The sequence below is a fragment of the Stenotrophomonas sp. AS1 genome (assembly GCF_048957655.1).
Taxonomy (GTDB): Bacteria; Pseudomonadota; Gammaproteobacteria; order Xanthomonadales; family Xanthomonadaceae; genus Stenotrophomonas; species Stenotrophomonas bentonitica_A.
In genome coordinates this window covers 143,345-159,790 of sequence record NZ_JARVXM010000004.1, presented here as the reverse complement: position 1 = coordinate 159,790, position 16,446 = coordinate 143,345, and the positions used below count along the sequence as shown (strand labels likewise).

The 16,446-nt window shown below is 67.8% G+C and carries 11 protein-coding genes; 9 read left to right on the top strand and 2 right to left on the bottom strand.

Features of this window, described 5'->3' with window-relative positions; genetic code table 11:
- The first annotated feature begins 302 nt into the window (after window positions 1-302).
- The 8 genes from PV764_RS07995 (at window position 303) to PV764_RS07960 (ending at window position 11,303) form a co-directional block, all read left to right on the top strand.
- Entirely contained in the window at window positions 303-1,595 is a 1,293-nt protein-coding gene (locus PV764_RS07995) for a sugar MFS transporter (protein WP_421116419.1), read from the top strand.
- Window positions 1,596-1,637: 42 nt separating this feature from the next.
- On the top strand, window positions 1,638-2,705 hold the full coding sequence (locus tag PV764_RS07990) for a LacI family DNA-binding transcriptional regulator (RefSeq protein ID WP_019186013.1): 1,068 nt from the start codon (window positions 1,638-1,640) through the stop codon (window positions 2,703-2,705).
- A 6-nt stretch (window positions 2,706-2,711) separates the two neighbouring features.
- Window positions 2,712-3,740: an SIS domain-containing protein gene (locus PV764_RS07985; RefSeq protein WP_046274268.1), complete on the top strand. Its 1,029-nt coding sequence runs from the start codon at window positions 2,712-2,714 to the stop codon at window positions 3,738-3,740.
- Entirely contained in the window at window positions 3,740-4,888 is a 1,149-nt protein-coding gene (gene nagA, locus PV764_RS07980) for an N-acetylglucosamine-6-phosphate deacetylase (protein ID WP_046274269.1), read from the top strand. The genes PV764_RS07985 and nagA overlap by 1 nt, the downstream gene beginning before the upstream one ends.
- The gene (locus PV764_RS07975) at window positions 4,885-5,952 is read left to right on the top strand and encodes an acyltransferase family protein (RefSeq protein ID WP_421116417.1); all 1,068 of its coding nucleotides are present in this window, start codon (window positions 4,885-4,887) and stop codon (window positions 5,950-5,952) included. Before nagA ends, PV764_RS07975 begins: the two co-directional genes overlap by 4 nt.
- Before the next feature lie 279 nt (window positions 5,953-6,231).
- Window positions 6,232-9,063, top strand: coding sequence for an autotransporter domain-containing protein (locus PV764_RS07970; RefSeq protein WP_421116416.1), 2,832 nt, complete (start codon window positions 6,232-6,234; stop codon window positions 9,061-9,063).
- A gap of 101 nt (window positions 9,064-9,164) precedes the next feature.
- Entirely contained in the window at window positions 9,165-9,884 is a 720-nt protein-coding gene (locus PV764_RS07965) for an IclR family transcriptional regulator domain-containing protein (RefSeq protein WP_046274418.1), read from the top strand.
- 96 nt (window positions 9,885-9,980) lie between these two features.
- Complete coding sequence (locus tag PV764_RS07960; RefSeq protein ID WP_421116415.1) at window positions 9,981-11,303, top strand: MFS transporter; 1,323 nt, start codon at window positions 9,981-9,983, stop codon at window positions 11,301-11,303.
- Window positions 11,304-11,352: 49 nt separating this feature from the next.
- Here the strand turns inward: PV764_RS07960 and PV764_RS07955 are convergent, their stop codons facing one another.
- Window positions 11,353-12,522, bottom strand: a complete 1,170-nt coding sequence (locus PV764_RS07955) for a mandelate racemase/muconate lactonizing enzyme family protein (protein ID WP_046274416.1) — start codon at window positions 12,520-12,522, stop codon at window positions 11,353-11,355.
- Window positions 12,519-13,451 carry a dihydrodipicolinate synthase family protein gene (locus PV764_RS07950; protein ID WP_046274415.1) on the bottom strand — a complete coding sequence of 311 codons (933 nt, stop codon included), beginning with the start codon at window positions 13,449-13,451 and terminating at the stop codon, window positions 12,519-12,521. Before PV764_RS07950 ends, PV764_RS07955 begins: the two co-directional genes overlap by 4 nt.
- 290 nt (window positions 13,452-13,741) lie before the next feature.
- Here PV764_RS07950 and PV764_RS07945 point away from each other — a divergent pair, with 290 nt between their 5' ends.
- A complete protein-coding gene (locus tag PV764_RS07945) occupies window positions 13,742-16,417 on the top strand; it encodes a TonB-dependent receptor (RefSeq protein ID WP_421116414.1) in 2,676 nt (891 codons plus the stop codon).
- Window positions 16,418-16,446 lie beyond the last annotated feature (29 nt).

Genomic DNA, 16,446 nt, shown 5'->3' with positions numbered 1-16,446 from the left:
TCTGACAACGATGTCAACGATAACCTCACACTTTCGATGCTGCGCCGCAACGCGGGTTTGCGCGGGAAAACGTTTTCATCACGCTGCCGTCATGTTTTCGCAAACTGCCGTGAATAGGGCCTCGGGTCCGGTAACGGCCAGCGCTGCCGCCAGATTGCGCAGGTGCAGCAAAAGAAAATGCGCGGTCCCGGCGTGAACCAGTTGTTGACAAACCCGGCGGCGGCAACGAATAAATGTGACAACGTTGTTCCCAGCCACTCTTCCGACGCCGCTCCGGTGCCGTCGATGCAGGAGCCTCCTTGATGTCTGCCGTGCCTGCTGCCTCCGCGCGTTCGAGCGTGCTTACCTCGATCCTGATCATCGGCGTGCTGTTCTTCCTGATCGGCTTTTTCACCTGGCTCAACGGGCCGTTGATCACCTTCGTCAAGCTGGCCTTCGAGCTGGACGAGGTCGGCGCCTTCCTGGTGCTGATGGTCTTCTACCTGTCGTACTTCTTCCTGGCGCTGCCGGCCTCGTGGATCCTCAAGCGCACCGGCATGAAGAAGGGCCTGAGCCTGAGCCTGCTGGTGATGGCGGCCGGCGCGGTGGTGTTCGCCCACTTCGCGCAGCAGCGCTGGTATCCAGGCGCACTCAGCGGCCTGTTCGTCATCGGCAGTGGCCTGGCCCTGCTGCAGACGGCGGTCAATCCGTATATCAGCATCCTTGGCCCGATCGAGACCGCGGCCCGGCGCATCGCGCTGATGGGTATCTGCAACAAGATCGCCGGCATGCTCGCGCCGGTGCTGATCGGTACGCTGGTGCTGCACGGCATCGGCGATCTGGATGCCCAGGTGAAGGTCGCCGACGCAGCGGCCAAGACCGTCCTGCTCAACGACTTCGCCGCCAAGATCCAGCTGCCGTACATGGCCATGGCCGGGCTGCTGGTGGTGCTGGCGGTGGGCGTGCTGTTCTCGCCGCTGCCCGAGTTGAAGACCTCCGAAGCCAACGCCACGCCGGCCCGCGTGCCGGGGGTGGCCGAGCGCACCAGCATCTTCCAGTTCCCGCACCTGTGGCTGGGCGTGCTGTGCCTGTTCGTCTATGTCGGCGTGGAAGTGATGGCCGGCGATGCGATCGGCACTTACGGCCATGGCTTCGACCTGCCGCTGGACCAGACCAAGATGTTCACCTCGATCACCCTGGGCGCGATGCTCATCGGTTATCTGGCCGGCCTGGCCTTGATCCCGCACCTGGTTTCGCAGTCGCGCTACCTGAGCATTTCCGCCGTACTCGGCGTGGTGTTCTGCATCGGCGCGCTGTTCACCCACGGCTACGTGTCGGTGGGCTTCGTGGCGGCCCTGGGCTTTGCCAACGCGATGATGTGGCCGGCCATCTTCCCGCTGGCCATCCGCGGGCTGGGCCGTTTCACCGAGACCGGCTCGGCCCTGCTGGTGATGGCCATCGCCGGTGGCGCGATCATTCCCCAGCTGTTTGCGGTGCTCAAACAGCACTTCGACTTCCAGTGGGTGTTCGCCGGCCTGATGGTGCCCTGCTACCTGTACATCCTGTTCTATTCGATGCGCGGCCACCGCGTCGGGCTGTCCCGCGACGGGCAGTGATCGGCGATCATGGACGCTCAACCGGTCAGCCAGGAAAAAACGATGCGCAGAGCGACCATCAAGGATGTCGCCGAACGGGCCAAGGTATCGCTGAAGACGGTCTCGCGGGTGATCAACAACGAGCCCTCGGTGATGCAGGCCACCCGCGCCCGGGTGCTGCGCGCGATCGCCGAGCTGGATTACGAGCCCGATCCGGCCGCGCGCAACCTGCGCACCGGCACTACGCTGGTGGTCGGGCTGGTCTACGACAACCCCAACCCGTACCACATCATCGGCGTGCAGAACGGCGTGCTCGCCGCGTGCCGTGAAACCGGGTTCGGGCTGCAGATCCACCCCTGCGACTCCAGCTCGCCGATGCTGGCCGAAGAGCTGGCCGACTGGGTGCAGCGCTCGCGCCTTGCCGGGCTGGTGCTGACCGCACCGATGTCCGAGCGCAAGGACCTGGTGGCTGCGCTCACCGCGCGCGGGATCAAGCTGGTGCGCATCATCGCCGCCACCGCCGATCCCGAAGATGGTGCCTGCGTGTTCGTTGACGACCGCGAGGCCGCCTATGAAATCACCGAGCACCTGATCCAGCTCGGTCACCAGCGCATCGGTTTCCTCTGGGGCGGCACTTCGCACCGCTCCAGTGGCGAGCGCTATGCCGGCTATGAAGCGGCGCTGCGCGATTACGGCATGACCATCGACAAGCACCTGGTGGTGCAGGGCGATTACACCTTCGATGACGGCTTCCGTGGGGCGCGCCGCCTGCTGGCGCTGCGCGAACCGCCCACCGCCATCTTCGGCTCCAACGATGAAATCGCCGCCGGCGTGCTGGCCGCCGCCAAGTCCACCGGCATGAACGTGCCCTACGACCTGTCCATCGCCGGCTTCGAGGACAGTCCGTTCTCGCGCCAGTCCTGGCCGCCGCTGACCACCGCCAAGCAGGCCACCGAAGACATCGCCCGGCATGCCGCGCGCCTGCTGATCGCGCAGTTGCGCAGCGATGCCTACGACGACGCGCCACTGCAGCTGCAGAACCAGGGCTTCGTGCCGCAGCTGGTGGTGCGCGGCTCCACCGCGCCGATGCGCCCGCAGGGGGCACGGCTTCCCTCTCCTGAAACGACCTGAGTCCCCATGTCCCTGCCTGCTCCCCACGACACCCTGATGTACCGCGAAGCCGCCGAGGCTGCCGATGTGATCGCCGCGCAGTTCGCACGCAACCAGGTGGCCGTGGAGACGCTGGCCGCCAGCCTGCGCGCGGCGCCGCCGCCGTTCGTGGTGACCTGCGCACGTGGCAGCTCCGACCACGCCGCCACCTACGCCAAGTACCTGCTGGAAACGCGCCTCGGGCTGGTGACCGCCTCGGCCTCGCCGTCGGTCGGCTCGGTCTACGAAGCGCCATTGAAGCTGCGCGGCGCGCTGTACATCGTGATTTCGCAGTCGGGCAAGAGCCCGGACCTGCTGCGCAATGCCGAAGCCGCACGTGCGGCCGGCGCGCGCGTGGTGGCACTGGTCAATGTCGAAGATTCGCCGCTGGCGCAGCTGGCCGAGACGGTGATCCCGCTGGGCGCCGGTGCCGAGCGCAGCGTGGCAGCGACCAAGAGCTACCTGGCCTCGCTGTCGGCCATTCTGCAACTGGTCGCGTACTGGACCCAGGACGTGGGCCTGATCGCTTCGCTGCGTGCGCTGCCCGATGCCCTGCGCGAGGCCTGGAACAACGATTGGTCGTCGCTGACCGAGGGCCTGGTGCCGGCCCACAATCTGTTCGTGCTGGGGCGTGGCCTGGGCCTGGCCGCCGCGCAGGAAGCAGCGCTGAAGTTCAAGGAAACCTGCGGCCTGCACGCCGAGGCCTACAGCTCGGCCGAGGTCAAGCACGGGCCGATGGCACTGGTCGGCCCGGGCTTCCCGGTGCTGGCCTTTGCCCAGCCGGATGAAACCGGCGCCGGTACCCGCGCGGTGCTGAGCGAGTTCGCTGCGCGCGATGCACAGGTGTGGCTGGCCGATGTCGGCGGCGATCTGCCGCTGCCGGTCGCCCCGCACCCGGCGTGCGCGCCACTGCTGACCATCCAGAGCTTCTACCGCGCGATCAACGCGCTGGCGCTGCGCCGCGGCCACAACCCCGACCTGCCGCCGCATCTGAACAAGGTGACGGAAACCGTCTGATGAAAACTGTCCTGCGCAACGCGCGCATCCTGGCTGGCGACGACTTCCGCGACGACCTGGCGGTGGTGATCGAGAGTGGCCGGATCACCGCGCTGGTATCCGATGCCGCACCGATGCTCGGCCAGGCCGACGAGCAGGTGGACCTGGGCGGTGGCTGGCTGCTACCAGGCTTCATCGATGCCCAGGTCAACGGCGGCGGCGGCGTGCTGTTCAACAACAGCCCCGATGTCGCCACGTTGCGCACGCTGGCCCAGGCGCACCGCCGTTTCGGCACCACCGGCCTGCTGCCGACGCTGATCAGCGACGATGTGCAGGTGATGCGTGCGGCGATCGCCGCGACCCGCCAGGCCATCAGCGAAGGCGTACCGGGCGTGCTCGGTATCCATCTGGAAGGCCCGTACATCGCGCCGGCCCGCAAGGGCACGCACGATGCGAACAAGTTCCGCGTGCCCGATGCTGCGGAGATCGCGCTGGCCGCCTCGCTGGACAACGGCGTCACCCTGCTGACGCTGGCACCCGAGCGCGTGCCGCTAGAGAGCATTCGCGCGCTGGTCGAGCGTGGCGTGGTCGTGGCGGCCGGCCACACCGCGGCCAGTTACGAAGAAGCGCGTGCGGGCCTGGAGGCCGGCATCCGTGGGTTCACCCATCTGTACAACGCGATGTCACCGCTGACCGGTCGCGAGCCGGGCGCGGTGGGTGCGGCACTGGAAGATCGCGACAGCTGGGTCGGCATCATCGCCGACGGCGTGCACGTGCACCCGGCCAGCCTGCGCGTGGCGCTGGCGACCAAGCCCCGCGGCAAGGTCATGCTGGTCACCGATGCGATGCCGCCGGTGGGTGCGGAAGACCCCAGCTACGAACTGTATGGCGAGGTCATCACCGCCATCGACGGCGTGGTGCGCAATGCGGCCGGCTCGCTGGCCGGCTCGGCGCTGGACATGGCCACGGCGGTGCGCAACAGCGTGCAGCTGCTGGGCGTGTCGCTGGCGGAAGCCGCGCGCATGGCCTCGACCTATCCTGCGCAGTTCCTGAATCTGGATGACCGCTACGGACACATCGCCGAAGGTCATCACGCCGATCTGGTCCTGCTCGATGATGCCCTGCAGGTGCGGAGCACCTGGATCGCCGGGCAGCGCGAAGACGCATGAGTGCCGCGCCGCCGGGACGGATGGGCTCGATCGACGCGCTGCGCGGCCTGACCGTCGCAGCGATGCTGCTGGTCAACAACCCCGGTGACTGGAGCCACGTTTACGCGCCGCTGCTGCATGCGCAGTGGCATGGCTTCACCCCGACCGACATGATCTTCCCGTTGTTCCTGTTCATCGCCGGCGTCTCGATGGCCTTCAGCCTGGCCCCACGCGCGTCCGGCTCGGCCGCGCGCCCGGCGCTGGTGCGTGGCGTGCTGCAGCGCGCGCTGCGCATCCTGATCGCCGGCGCGTTGCTGCACCTGCTGGCGTGGTGGTTGTTCGAGCTGCCGGCGTATCGCCTGTGGGGTGTGCTGCAGCGGATCGCCCTGTGCGTGGCCGTGGTCGGTGTGCTGGCCATCGGCACCCGCGCACGCACGCAGTGGATGGTGCTGCTGGGCGTGTTGGCGGGCTATGCACTGGTCCTGCTGGGAGCCGGGTCGCTGGCCCCGTGGCAGAACCCGGCCAGTCGCCTGGATACCGTGCTGTTCGCACCGTTCCTGTACCGGTACGACGCGCTGACCGGCCTGGGCCATGATCCCGAAGGCCTGCTCAGCAGCGCAGGGGCGATCGCCACCACCTTGCTGGGGTTGATCGCGGGGGGCTGGCTGCGCGCCGGCAGGTTGTGCGCGCTGGGCGGCCTGGCGCTGGCCTGCCTGCTGCTGGGCCTGCTCTGCACCCCGTTGCTGCCGTTGAACAAGCAGTTGTGGACCCCCAGCTTCGTGCTGTGGAGCGGTGGGCTGTCGGTGGCGGCATTGCTGCTGGCGCATCAACTGGTCGATCGTGCCGGCCTGCCGGCACTGGGCCGGCGCTTCGGTGTCAACGCCATCGCCGCCTACGTCGGGTCCTCGGTGATGGCCCTGCTGCTGATCGCCAGCGGGGCATGGGCGTGGTTGTACCAGGGCATTTCGGCGCTGCTGCCGGCCGCACCCGCGCTGGCCTCGCTGCTGTGCGCGCTGTTGTTCGTGACGGTGTGGTGGTTCGTGGTGTGGGCATTGGACAGCCGCCGCATCTACCTGAAAATCTAGCGCCGACGCTCACCTTTTACCCTGCCATCACGTTGCAGCAGTAAGAGTACGGTCGCCGGTCTGCGTAGAAGCACTGGGCCGTTGCCTTACTCCCCTCTTGTTGAACAGGAAAGGTGTATGCGCCCCATGCCCGCTTCGCCGTCACGCACTGTGCTGGCCGTCCGTATTTCGCAGTGGTTGCGCCGAGGCTGTGGAGGGGCACTGGGCACGGTCCTGATGGCCGGTGCCGCGCCAGCCTGGGCGGGGTGCGACAACCCCGCTCCCGGCCAGGACCAGACGGTGACCTGCTCGACCGCAGCGCCCAATCCGGACCCGGTCGCGATCGTCACCGCTGCCGGTGCGTCCAACGCCACCATCAACGTGCTGGCCAACGCGCAGCTCGCGGTCGCCAGCGGCAACGCGATCACCGTGCAGGCCGGCAGCGGCCACGTCATCAACAACACAGGCAGCATCATCGCCAACGCCGGCCGCGCCCTGCAGCTCAACGGCGCCACTTACCTGGTCAACCGCGGCACGATCCGAGGCAGTACCGGCGGCGTCGTGTCCGGTGCGGGCAACGACCGCATCGACATGCTTGGCGGCAGCATCCAGGGCGGCGTGCTGCAGGGCGCGGGCAACGACGCGCTGGTGATCCGCGACGGCGTGATCGACAGCGTCGACCAGGGCGATGGCGAGGACAGCCTGGAGATCAGCGGCGGCAGCGTCACCGGCACGGTGCAGCAGGGCTCGGGCATCGACACCTTCCTGATGACCGGCGGCAGCATCGGCGCGCTGCTGCAGGGCGACGCGCTGGATCGCTTCCGCATGACCGGCGGGCGCATCGTCGGTGCATTCGACGATGGCGACTACGCCGAGATGACCGGCGGCCGCATCGGCCGGGTCAACATGAAGCTCGACGACAACACCTTCCTGATGTCCGGCGGCACCATCGACGGCAACCTCGTCACCGGTTTCGGCCGCGACACCATCGTGCTGTCGGACGGGTACATCGGCGGCAACATCAGCGTCAGCGGTGGCGACGATGCGGTCACCATCACCGGCGGCACCGTGCGCGGCGAGATCCGCCTGAGCTTCGGCAACGACAGCCTCACGTGGAACGGCGGCGGCGTGGTGCACGGAGCGATCGACTTCGGCGAAGGCGATGATGTCGCGCAGCTGAGCAACCTCAACAACGCCCACCTGGGCGCGCTGCCGTCTTTCGATGGCGGGCTGGGCAACGATGTGCTCGGCCTGGACAACGTCAAGACCAGTGGCGTGGCGCGCTTCACCAACTGGGAACAGGTGGCGCTGCGCGACGATACCCAGCTGACGTTCGATGGCACGTGGGTGCTGGGCGACAGCGGCAGCGGCACGGGCAGCCTGGACATCGATGCCACCAGCGCGGTGTTCGGGGGCGGCAGCAACGGCGTCCTCGCCCCGTTCGTGGCCGGGCAGCTGGCCACGCTCACCAATGCCGGCCGCATCGACCTCAGCAATGGGGGCGGCGTCGGCGATACCTTCACCGTGGTGGGCAACTATGTCGGCAACGGTGGCGCGCTGTACCTCAACACGGTGCTGGGCGACGACAGTTCGCTGTCGGACAAACTGGTGATCTCCACCGGCAGCGCCACTGGCACCACCGGCGTGGGCATCCTCAACGCCGGCGGCACCGGCGCGTCCACGGTGGCTGACGGCATCCTGGTGGTGCAGGCGATCAACGGTGCGACCACCGCGCCCACCGCGTTCGCGTTGTACAACCCGGTCGCTGTTGGTGCCTACGAGTATTTCCTATTCAAGGGCGGCGTCAGCGGCGGCACCAGCGAGAACTGGTATCTGCGCTCGACCCTGGTGGCCAGCGTGACCCCGGCGCCCACACCGCCGCCGGGTGGAGTCACCACGCCGCCGCCCCCGCCGCCGGAGGGCGCCGGGACCCCGCCGGCGGAGCTGCCACCGGCGCCGCCACCGCCGCCGGACGTCAATCCGCCGGATGATCCCAACCCGGCCGCGCCCGAGCCGGCGCCACCGCCGGAGCCGGCTGATCCGGCCGACGTGGCGCCGCCCACCATCGATACCCCGCCGCCGGTGCCCACCGACGTGGCGGCGGTGCCCGGGCCGCTGGCGGTGCCGCCCACGCCGGGTGCGCGCCCGGCGCAGGGCGACATCATTCCGCTGTACCGCTTCGAGACCGGCCTGTATTCCGTGGTGCCGCCGCTGCTGCGCGAAACCAGCCTGGCCAGCCTGGGCACCTTCCACGAACGCCAGGGTGAGCAGCGGCTGCTGGCCGGGCAGGGCGGCGTGCGCGCGGCATGGGCGCGGATGGTCGGGCAGAGCCACGAACAGCACTGGGAAGGCGACGCGCAACCGGGCTTCGACGGCGACATCCAGGGCATCCAGGCCGGCCTGGACCTGTACGCCAACGCGGCAGAGGAGCACCGCGACCAGTTCGGCGTGTTCGTCGGCCGCACCCGCGCACAGGGCAACGTGAGCGGATTTGCGATTGGCTGGGAAAACGTGGCGGTGGGCCGCACCCGGCTGGATGACAAGCACGTGGGTGTGTACTGGACCCGCGCCGGCAGCGCCGGCGGCTACCTGGACGCGGTGGTGATGCAGAGCCGCTACGACGGCGACGCCATCTCCTCGCGCGGGCTGGGCATCGACGTGCGTGGCGATGGCACTACCGCTTCGCTGGAAGTAGGCAAGCCGCTGCTGCGGTTCGGGCAGAGTGCGTGGTGGCTGGAGCCACAGCTGCAGGTGATCTGGCAGCGCACCTCGGTCGACGACGCCGGCGACGCGGTGTCCTCGCTGCGCTTCAACAACGACAACGCCTGGACCGGACGCGTGGGCCTGCGCCTGGCCGCCGACTACGACATCGCCGGTAACGGCTGGCAGCCTTACGTCAAGCTCAACTACTGGCAGACCCTGGACGGGGAAGACCGCATCGATTTCGATACCAACCGCATCTTCAACCAGCAGGATTCACGCGCGCTGGAAGTGGGCGTGGGCGTCGTTGCGCGCTTCAACAGCACCGTCAGCGCGTTTGCGGTGGCCGATTACACGCGCGACCTGGAAAGCAGTGCGCAGAAGGAGCGCAAGGTGATCGAAGGCAATATCGGGTTGCGGTTGGACTGGTAGGGCGACCTTAAGTGGGTCGGCGGCGTGCCGCTGAGCGCCGCCGCCGGTCTGGCGTGTTGCTATTGGTGGCATTACCTGCGGGGGGGAAGTACGCTTTCCCGATGCGAACCAAGCCCAATGCACAGCCCAACCAGAGCCTGATCGACGGCATCGCCACGCTGCAGGCGCTGGCCTCTTCCCCCGAGCCGGTCGGCTGCCGTGAACTGGCCCGGCAGCTGGACGCCAACCCCACCCGGGTCAACCGGCTGCTCAAGACCCTGGCCTATCTCGGCATTGCGCGGCAGACCGCCGATCGCAAGTACACCGCCGGCCCCGGCATGCACGTGCTGGCCGCACAGAGTCTGTTTGCCTCCGGGTTGATCCGGCGCGCACTGCCGGTGCTGGAGCACCTGCGCCGGTTCGGCCACACCGTGGCCTTGGGCGTGCTCTGGAACGACAGCGTCAGCTACCTGTTCCATGCACCGCCTGGCATCGAGGCGGCACGCGGGCTGGGCCGTATCGGGCTGTTGCCCGCCTCCACTAGCGGCATCGGCATCGCGCTGCTGGCGCAGCTCTCTGACGAGGAGGTGCGCGAGCTGTACGAAGGGCGCTCGATCCCGATGTTCCCCGAGGGCATCGAGCAGTTGCTGACGACCCTGGCCACCACCCGTGCGCAGGGCCATGCGCGAGTGCACGTGGCTGATGAACGTGACCACCATATCGTGGCCATCGCGATGGGCGACCCGGTGCATGCGGGCATTGCGATGTCCGGCTGGATTCCTGAATCGGCCACCGAAGAATTGGTGGCGGCACTGCGCGCGGCGGCTGCCGAGATCGGCTGACGCTTTGCCGCACTGCGGTTTGACATGTTGCTACAATAGCAATACGTTGCAGCCTTCCGATGGGGAGGCATCAGCGATGTCCAAGCGTGCAGGCACGTGAGCGGGACCGGAAAAACCAAGTGGGTGCTGCTGGCGCTGCTGTTCTTCTCCACGGTCATCAACTATCTGGATCGGCAGGCGCTGTCGATTCTGGCCACCACCATCCAGGCCGATCTCAAGATGACCGACCTGGAATATGCACGCGTGGTGCAGGTGTTCCTCTTCGCCTATGCGGCCGCCTATGTGATGGCCGGGCGCGTGACCGACTGGCTGGGCGCGCGGGTGGCGCTGTTGTTGTTCGTGGGCTGGTGGTCGCTGGCCAACATCGCCACCGGTTTCGTGCGTAGTGCGGTGGAACTGGGTGCGGCGCGTTTCGCCCTCGGGCTTGGTGAACCAGGCAACTACACGGTGGGCACCAAGGTGGTGTCCGAACAGTTTCCCGCGCCGCAACGTGGCCTGGCACTGGGGTTGTACACGGCCGGCGCAATGATCGGCGCCACGCTGGCGCCGCCGCTGATTGGCGGCATCGCGCTGACCTACGGCTGGCGCAGTGCGTTCTGGATCACCGGCGTGGCCGGCCTGCTGTGGATGCTGGCGTGGTGGTGGGCCTATCCGCGCACGGCCCAGGTGCCGGCCGGGACGCCGCAGGCCGAAGCCGCCGCTGCAGCCGGGGCCAGTGCGGCGCCGGGACTGGAACCGCCGGTGCCGGTTGCGCCGCCCATCTCGATGAAAGGCGTGTGGGGGCGATTGGCGCGCGACCGGACTGTGTGGGCACTGGTGGCGTCGCGCGCGGTCGCCGACCCGGTCTGGTACTTCTACCTGTTCTGGTTCCCCAAATACCTGGGCGATGCCCGCGGCATGAGCCTGGCGATGATCGCGTCGGTGGCGTGGATCGTGTACGTGGCCGCGGATATCGGCAGCGTGGGCGGCGGGCTGATTTCTGGTCGGCTGGTGAAGCGCGGCATGCACCCGGTGCGTGCGCGCCTGACCACCATGGTGGGCGCGGCGTGCCTGGCACCGGTCGGGCTGTTCGTGGCGATGCATCCCCCGATTCCGCTGCTGCTGGCCCTGGCCTGCGTGGTGACCTTCGCCCACCTCACCTACCAGATCAACCTGACCACGATGACAGTGGATCTGTTCCCCTCGCGCTACATCGCCTCGGTCGCCGGCCTGGTCGGCTGCGGCAGCGCGCTGGGCGGCATGGTGTCGGCGCAGGTGGTGGGGCACCTGGTGGCCGACGGCAACTTCGATCGCGCCTTCGTGCTGATGGCTTTCCTGCATCCCATCGCGGTGCTGTTGGCGTGGACCGCGTTGAAGCAGGCGCGCCGCTCGAAGATGACCTTGATCGGCCCGCAGGCTGCAGCGGTCGCGGCTGGGTGAGACGGCGCAGCGCCGGGCATGGCCCGGCGCTGGTCTCCGGTGTCTGGTGTCAGGCCACAGCCTCGACGTGGTCCCAGAAGCGCGCGTTCGGCATCGCGCCCAGGCCGGGGCCGCTGGGCAGGGTGTAACCGTGCGTGCCGTAACCCATGTCGGTGTCCAGCATCTCCACCGAGCGCGAGAAGATCGAGTGCTGCCACTCGTGCCGCCACAGCCCCTCGATCACGCTGGAGGCATGCAGGCTGGCGGCCATGAAGATGCCGCCGCCGATGGTGGCGTGCGGCGCCACACGCACCCCCTGCGCGGCTGCCAGGCGCGCGATGCGCAGGAACTGGGTGATGCCGGTATGGCCCATCTCCGGCTGCACATAGGCCAGCGTGCCGCCTTCCAGCCGCAGCCGGGCTACGTGGTCGGTCGGCCATTCCTCGCCGGCCGCCAGCGGGATCGGGCTGGCGCGACCGAGGGCAATCAATCCGCCCACGTCCTCGGGCTTCAGCGGCGCCTCGATGAAGGTAAGCCCGCTGGGCTGCAGTTGTTGCGCCAGTGCCAGCGCCTGGGCATGGTCGAACTTCCAGTGCAGGTCCACCATCAAGTGCACCTGCGCGCCGAGCGCGGCACGCAGCGCGGCCATTTCCTCCGCGATGCCCTCGTGGCTGACCACTGCGTGCACCTTGAACGCATCGTGGCCCTGCGCGGCAAACGCACGGGCCATCGCTACCTTTTCTTCAATGCGGCTGGCCGGTAGTCCGGAAACATAGCCGGCGATGTGCTCGTTGCGACGCGGTCCCAGCAGTGCCCACAACGGTTGCCCCGCCGCGCGTGCGCGCAGGTCCCACAGCGCGATATCCAGGGCGGCGATGGCGTCGGTGTGGAAACCGCTGCCGCAGCCACGCACCCGCATCAGGCCATACAGATCGTCCCAGATCGTTTCCACCTCCTGCGGATCGCGTCCGATCAGTTCCGGGGCAAGCAGGTCGTTGATGATTTCGCAGGTGGCGCGCGGCGCGCAGATGCCATACGTCTCGCCCCAGCCCACCGCGCCGTCGGCGGTGGTGATGCGCACCAGCACCGAGCGGTCCACGGTGGGGTAGAGCGTGCCGTTGCCGCGTCGCACCAGGTAGCCGCGCGCGTTGACCCGCTCGCCCGGCCCGAGCGGGCCCAGGTAGGGGGTGCTGCGCGGCACGGTGAGAATGAAGGTCTCGATCGTGCTGACAAGGCTCATGCAGATGCTCTCCTGGCCTGGCCGGGAACGGTGTCCAGCGGCAACAGGTCGCCGATGCGGTCCAGCAGGATAGCCAGTTCGCGCTGGTCATAGCGGTCCAGCGCCGGGCCGGGCGCGCGCGCGTGGTCGCAGTCGATCAACCCGCGGCGAAGCAGGATCGCTTTGGTCAGGCGCCAGCGGAACACTGCCTGCATGCTCAACAGCGGCAGTGTGCGTTCGAACAGGTCGCGCGCGCGGAGGTGATCGCCGGTTGCCCATGCGGCCAGCATCGCCACGTGCACTTCGGTGATCTCGCAGGCCGGCATCGTGCCGACCGCGCCGCGCGCCAGTTCATCGAGCACGTAGCGCGCGCCGGCGCCGCCGAACACCGCGCGCACGTTGGCACCGGCACGTTCGGACAGCGCAGTGATGCGGTGCCCGGAGGGCATGGTTTCTTCCTTCACGTAGGTAATGGCCGGCACCTGCGCGGCCAGCGCCACCACCGCCTCCACGTCCAGCCCCACGCCCATCGGCGCCGGCGCGTTCTGCAGCATCACCGCCACGCCCGATGCATTGCCCAAGCGCTGGAAAAAGTCGGCCATCCCGGCAGCATCTCCGGCCAGCGCATGCGGGGTCAGCACCATCGCCGCCCCCGCACCGGCCTCGGCGCCGGCGCGTGCCAGCCGCACCGCATCCTCCAGCGTGCTGGCGCTGGCGCCCACAATGAACGGCACGCGGCCACGGTTCCAGCGGCCGATACAGGCGGTGAGGTGCAGCCGCTCCTCCAGCGAGAGCATGTCGTACTCGCTGGCCAGGCCCGGAAACACCACCCCGGCCGCGCCGGCACCCAGGATGTACTCGAATACCGCCTCGGTGCCGCGCTCGTCGATGACGCCGCGCGCGTCGAAGATCGTGGGGAGGATGGGGAAGACACCTTGAAGAACGGCCATCGCGCCGGGTCCTTGTTGATCTGTGTGTGCCATGGATAGCAACACTATTGGAGAGAGGTTCCCGCAATGGCCGCAAAGGAACCGTAAGTTTTCGCTGCATTGCAGCGTGCGCGGCGAAATCATATTGCTATATTAGCTACACGCTGCCAAGCCGCAGCGCAGCAGCAATGACGGAAAAGCTGGATCCAGGCGCAGGTCGGCACATGGGGTGGGAGGGGTGGCAGGCATTGGCCGGCACCGGATCCCGACGACCGGCGGTTGGGTCCCAACCTTGGGAGAGGGCCCGATCCATGCATCGCTTTCGACGTTCAACCTTGTTCACCGCGCTGGGCACCTGCCTGCTGGCGCCAGCATTGGCCGCTGCACAGGACGCACCTGCGCCAGCTGCTTCCACCCCCGCCGCCGAACAGCAGGCGCAGACCCTGGACGCGGTCAGCGTCGTGGGCATCCGCGGCAGCTTGGAAGCCTCGCGGGATCTCAAACGCGACTCGGCGCAGATCGTCGACGCGATCGTGGCCGATGACATCGGCAAGTTGCCCGACACCAACGTGGCCGAGTCACTCGGGCGCGTGGCCGGCGTGCAGCTCGAGCGCGGCATGGGCGAGGGCAGCGACATCCTGGTGCGCGGCCTGAAAGAAAACGTGCTGCTCTACAACGGCCGCCAGATCGTCGACGCCACCGGGCGCGGCGGCAACGGCCTGGACCAGTTGGCCACCTCCACCTACGGCCTGCTCTCGCTGGTGCCTTCCGAGCTGATCTCGCGGCTGGAGGTGACCAAGCTGGCTGGCGCCGACCAGCTCTCCGGTGGGCTGGGCGGCATCGTGGACATCCACACCCGCCAGCCGTTGTCCGGCGACAGCGACCAGAACGTAGTGAGCCTGGCCGGCACCTACGATGAAATGTCCGATGCCTGGGGGCACAACGCGTTCGGGCTGATCTCACGGCGCAGCGACGACCGTCGCTTCGGTGCGCTGCTGTCGGCCACCTACGGTCGCCGCAACGTGGTGCAGCAGGGCCTGGACACCTTCTCCGGGTATGCCCGCTATGCTGACCCCGCCGACCCTACCCGCACCCGCTTCGGCAGCACCGACATGCGTGCACAGAACATCGACGATGACCGCACCAAGGTCGGCGTCAGCGCGGTGCTGCAGTGGCGGCCGACCGACGGGGTGGAGCTCACCTGGGATACGTTCTACTCGCGCCAGAAGGCCGAGCGTGACCGCTACTGGATCGCCTTCAATCCCTCGGCGGGGTTGAGCAACGCGGTCTACTCCGACCACGACATCCTGCTGGCGGGGCGCTCCACCGGCACGGTGCTGCTCAATGCCGAATCGGCTGATATCGATTCGGACACGCTGTCTACCGCGCTGCGTGCGGGCTTCCGGGTCGGTGATCGCCTGGATGGCTCGGCCGAGCTGGACTGGGGCCGCTCCACCGCCAACTACAACCAGCGCTATATGCGCCTGGCGCCGATGGCCGGGCGCAGTTCGGTCACCGACTTCGACCTGCGTAGCGGCAGCTTCGGCAGCTTCAACGTCAGCGGCATCGACCTGACCGATCCATCGCAGTGGCGCATGACCATCATGTTCGACAACGACTGGCGCGCACAGACCGATTCGCGCGCGCTGCGCACCGACTGGAGCCTGGCCTTCGGCGAGGGGCCGTTGCGCTCGCTGGACTTCGGTGCACGCTTCAGCCGCCTGGAAAGCCTGCAGGATCCGCGCCGCGCCGATATCCGGCCGGTTGGCGGGGTGCCGGTCACGCAGATGGCGCCGTACATCCGCGTGTACAGCAACAACGATTTCCTGCCGGGCGAGTTCAGTGGTCTGCCGCGTGCCTACCTCGGGCCGTTCCGCAGCACCTTCGGGGGCTGTGAAAGCTTCACCACGCTGCCGCAGATCTCACAGAACGCGCAGTGCCTGGACCCGCGCAACAACGCGCTGGCCTACGCGGCCACCTTCAGCGTTGACGAGGATTTCCTGGAGGCCTACACCAAGCTCAACTGGGACACCGACGTGGCCGGCATGCCACTGGGCGGCAACCTGGGCGTGCGTTTCGTCGGCCGCGACCTGACCTCGCGCGGCAACCTGATCAGCGGCAGCGGCGCATTGAGCCCCTCGCGGTTCGAGCGCGACGATCGCGAGGTGCTGCCCTCGGCGGTGGCCAAGCTGCAGATCACCGACCGCCTGATACTGCGCGGCGGCGCGGCCAAGGTGGTGGCCTTCCCCAACACCGAAGACCTCAACAACGGCGTCACCCTCAACAACAACGCGGTGTTCGACAGCAACGGCGTGCAGACCTCGCCGGGCACCGGCAGCGGCGGCGCCCCGGACCTGGATCCGTTCAAGGCCACCCAGTACGACCTGTCGCTGGAGTGGTACTACGGCGGCCAGGGCGTGCTCTCGGCCGGGCTGTTCTACAAGGATGTTTCCACCTTCATCGTGCAGCGCCAGAGCGCGGAAACCTACAACAACATCAATTACCTGGTGCTGCGAAAGATCAACGGCGACAAGGCCAAGGTAAAAGGCGTGGAGCTGTTGGCGCAGGTACCCTTCAGCGGCATGTTCGACGGCTTTGGGGTGGTCGCCACCTACACGTGGATCGATTCGGAAACTCCGATCACCGACATCAACGGCAGCGCGTTGACCTTCCCGGGCCTGTCCAAGAACAACGCCAACCTGATCGGCTACTACGAGAACGGTCCGTTCGGCATCCGCGTGGCCTACAACTGGCGCGACGAGTACCTGGTCGGCCTGTCGGCCGCGTCCACCGGTATCTACAACGACACCTACAAGGATCTGTCGGCATCGATGAGCTACGATTTCAGCGACCGCCTGTCCTTGAAGGTGGAAGGCAACAACCTGCTGGACAGCGAGCAGCGCACCTTTGATGGCTATGCCGAAGGGCTGCGCACCAACGTGGTGTTCGGCCGGTCCTACAAGGCCAGCCTGACCTATCGGTTCTGAGCATGGATCTTCTGGAAGGAAAGGGCAGG

Excerpts from the sequence above, each read along its gene's own strand:
- PV764_RS07950 (WP_046274415.1), bottom strand. The coding sequence starts at position 13,451 with ATGGCCGTTCTTCAAGGTGTCTTCCCCATCCTCCCCACGATCTTCGAC.
- PV764_RS07985 (WP_046274268.1), top strand. The coding sequence starts at position 2,712 with ATGTCCCTGCCTGCTCCCCACGACACCCTGATGTACCGCGAAGCCGCC.
- PV764_RS07990 (WP_019186013.1), top strand. The coding sequence starts at position 1,638 with ATGCGCAGAGCGACCATCAAGGATGTCGCCGAACGGGCCAAGGTATCG.
- PV764_RS07965 (WP_046274418.1), top strand. The coding sequence starts at position 9,165 with ATGCGAACCAAGCCCAATGCACAGCCCAACCAGAGCCTGATCGACGGC.
- PV764_RS07945 (WP_421116414.1), top strand. The coding sequence starts at position 13,742 with ATGCATCGCTTTCGACGTTCAACCTTGTTCACCGCGCTGGGCACCTGC.
- PV764_RS07995 (WP_421116419.1), top strand. The coding sequence starts at position 303 with ATGTCTGCCGTGCCTGCTGCCTCCGCGCGTTCGAGCGTGCTTACCTCG.
- PV764_RS07955 (WP_046274416.1), bottom strand. The coding sequence starts at position 12,522 with ATGAGCCTTGTCAGCACGATCGAGACCTTCATTCTCACCGTGCCGCGC.
- PV764_RS07975 (WP_421116417.1), top strand. The coding sequence starts at position 4,885 with ATGAGTGCCGCGCCGCCGGGACGGATGGGCTCGATCGACGCGCTGCGC.
- nagA (WP_046274269.1), top strand. The coding sequence starts at position 3,740 with ATGAAAACTGTCCTGCGCAACGCGCGCATCCTGGCTGGCGACGACTTC.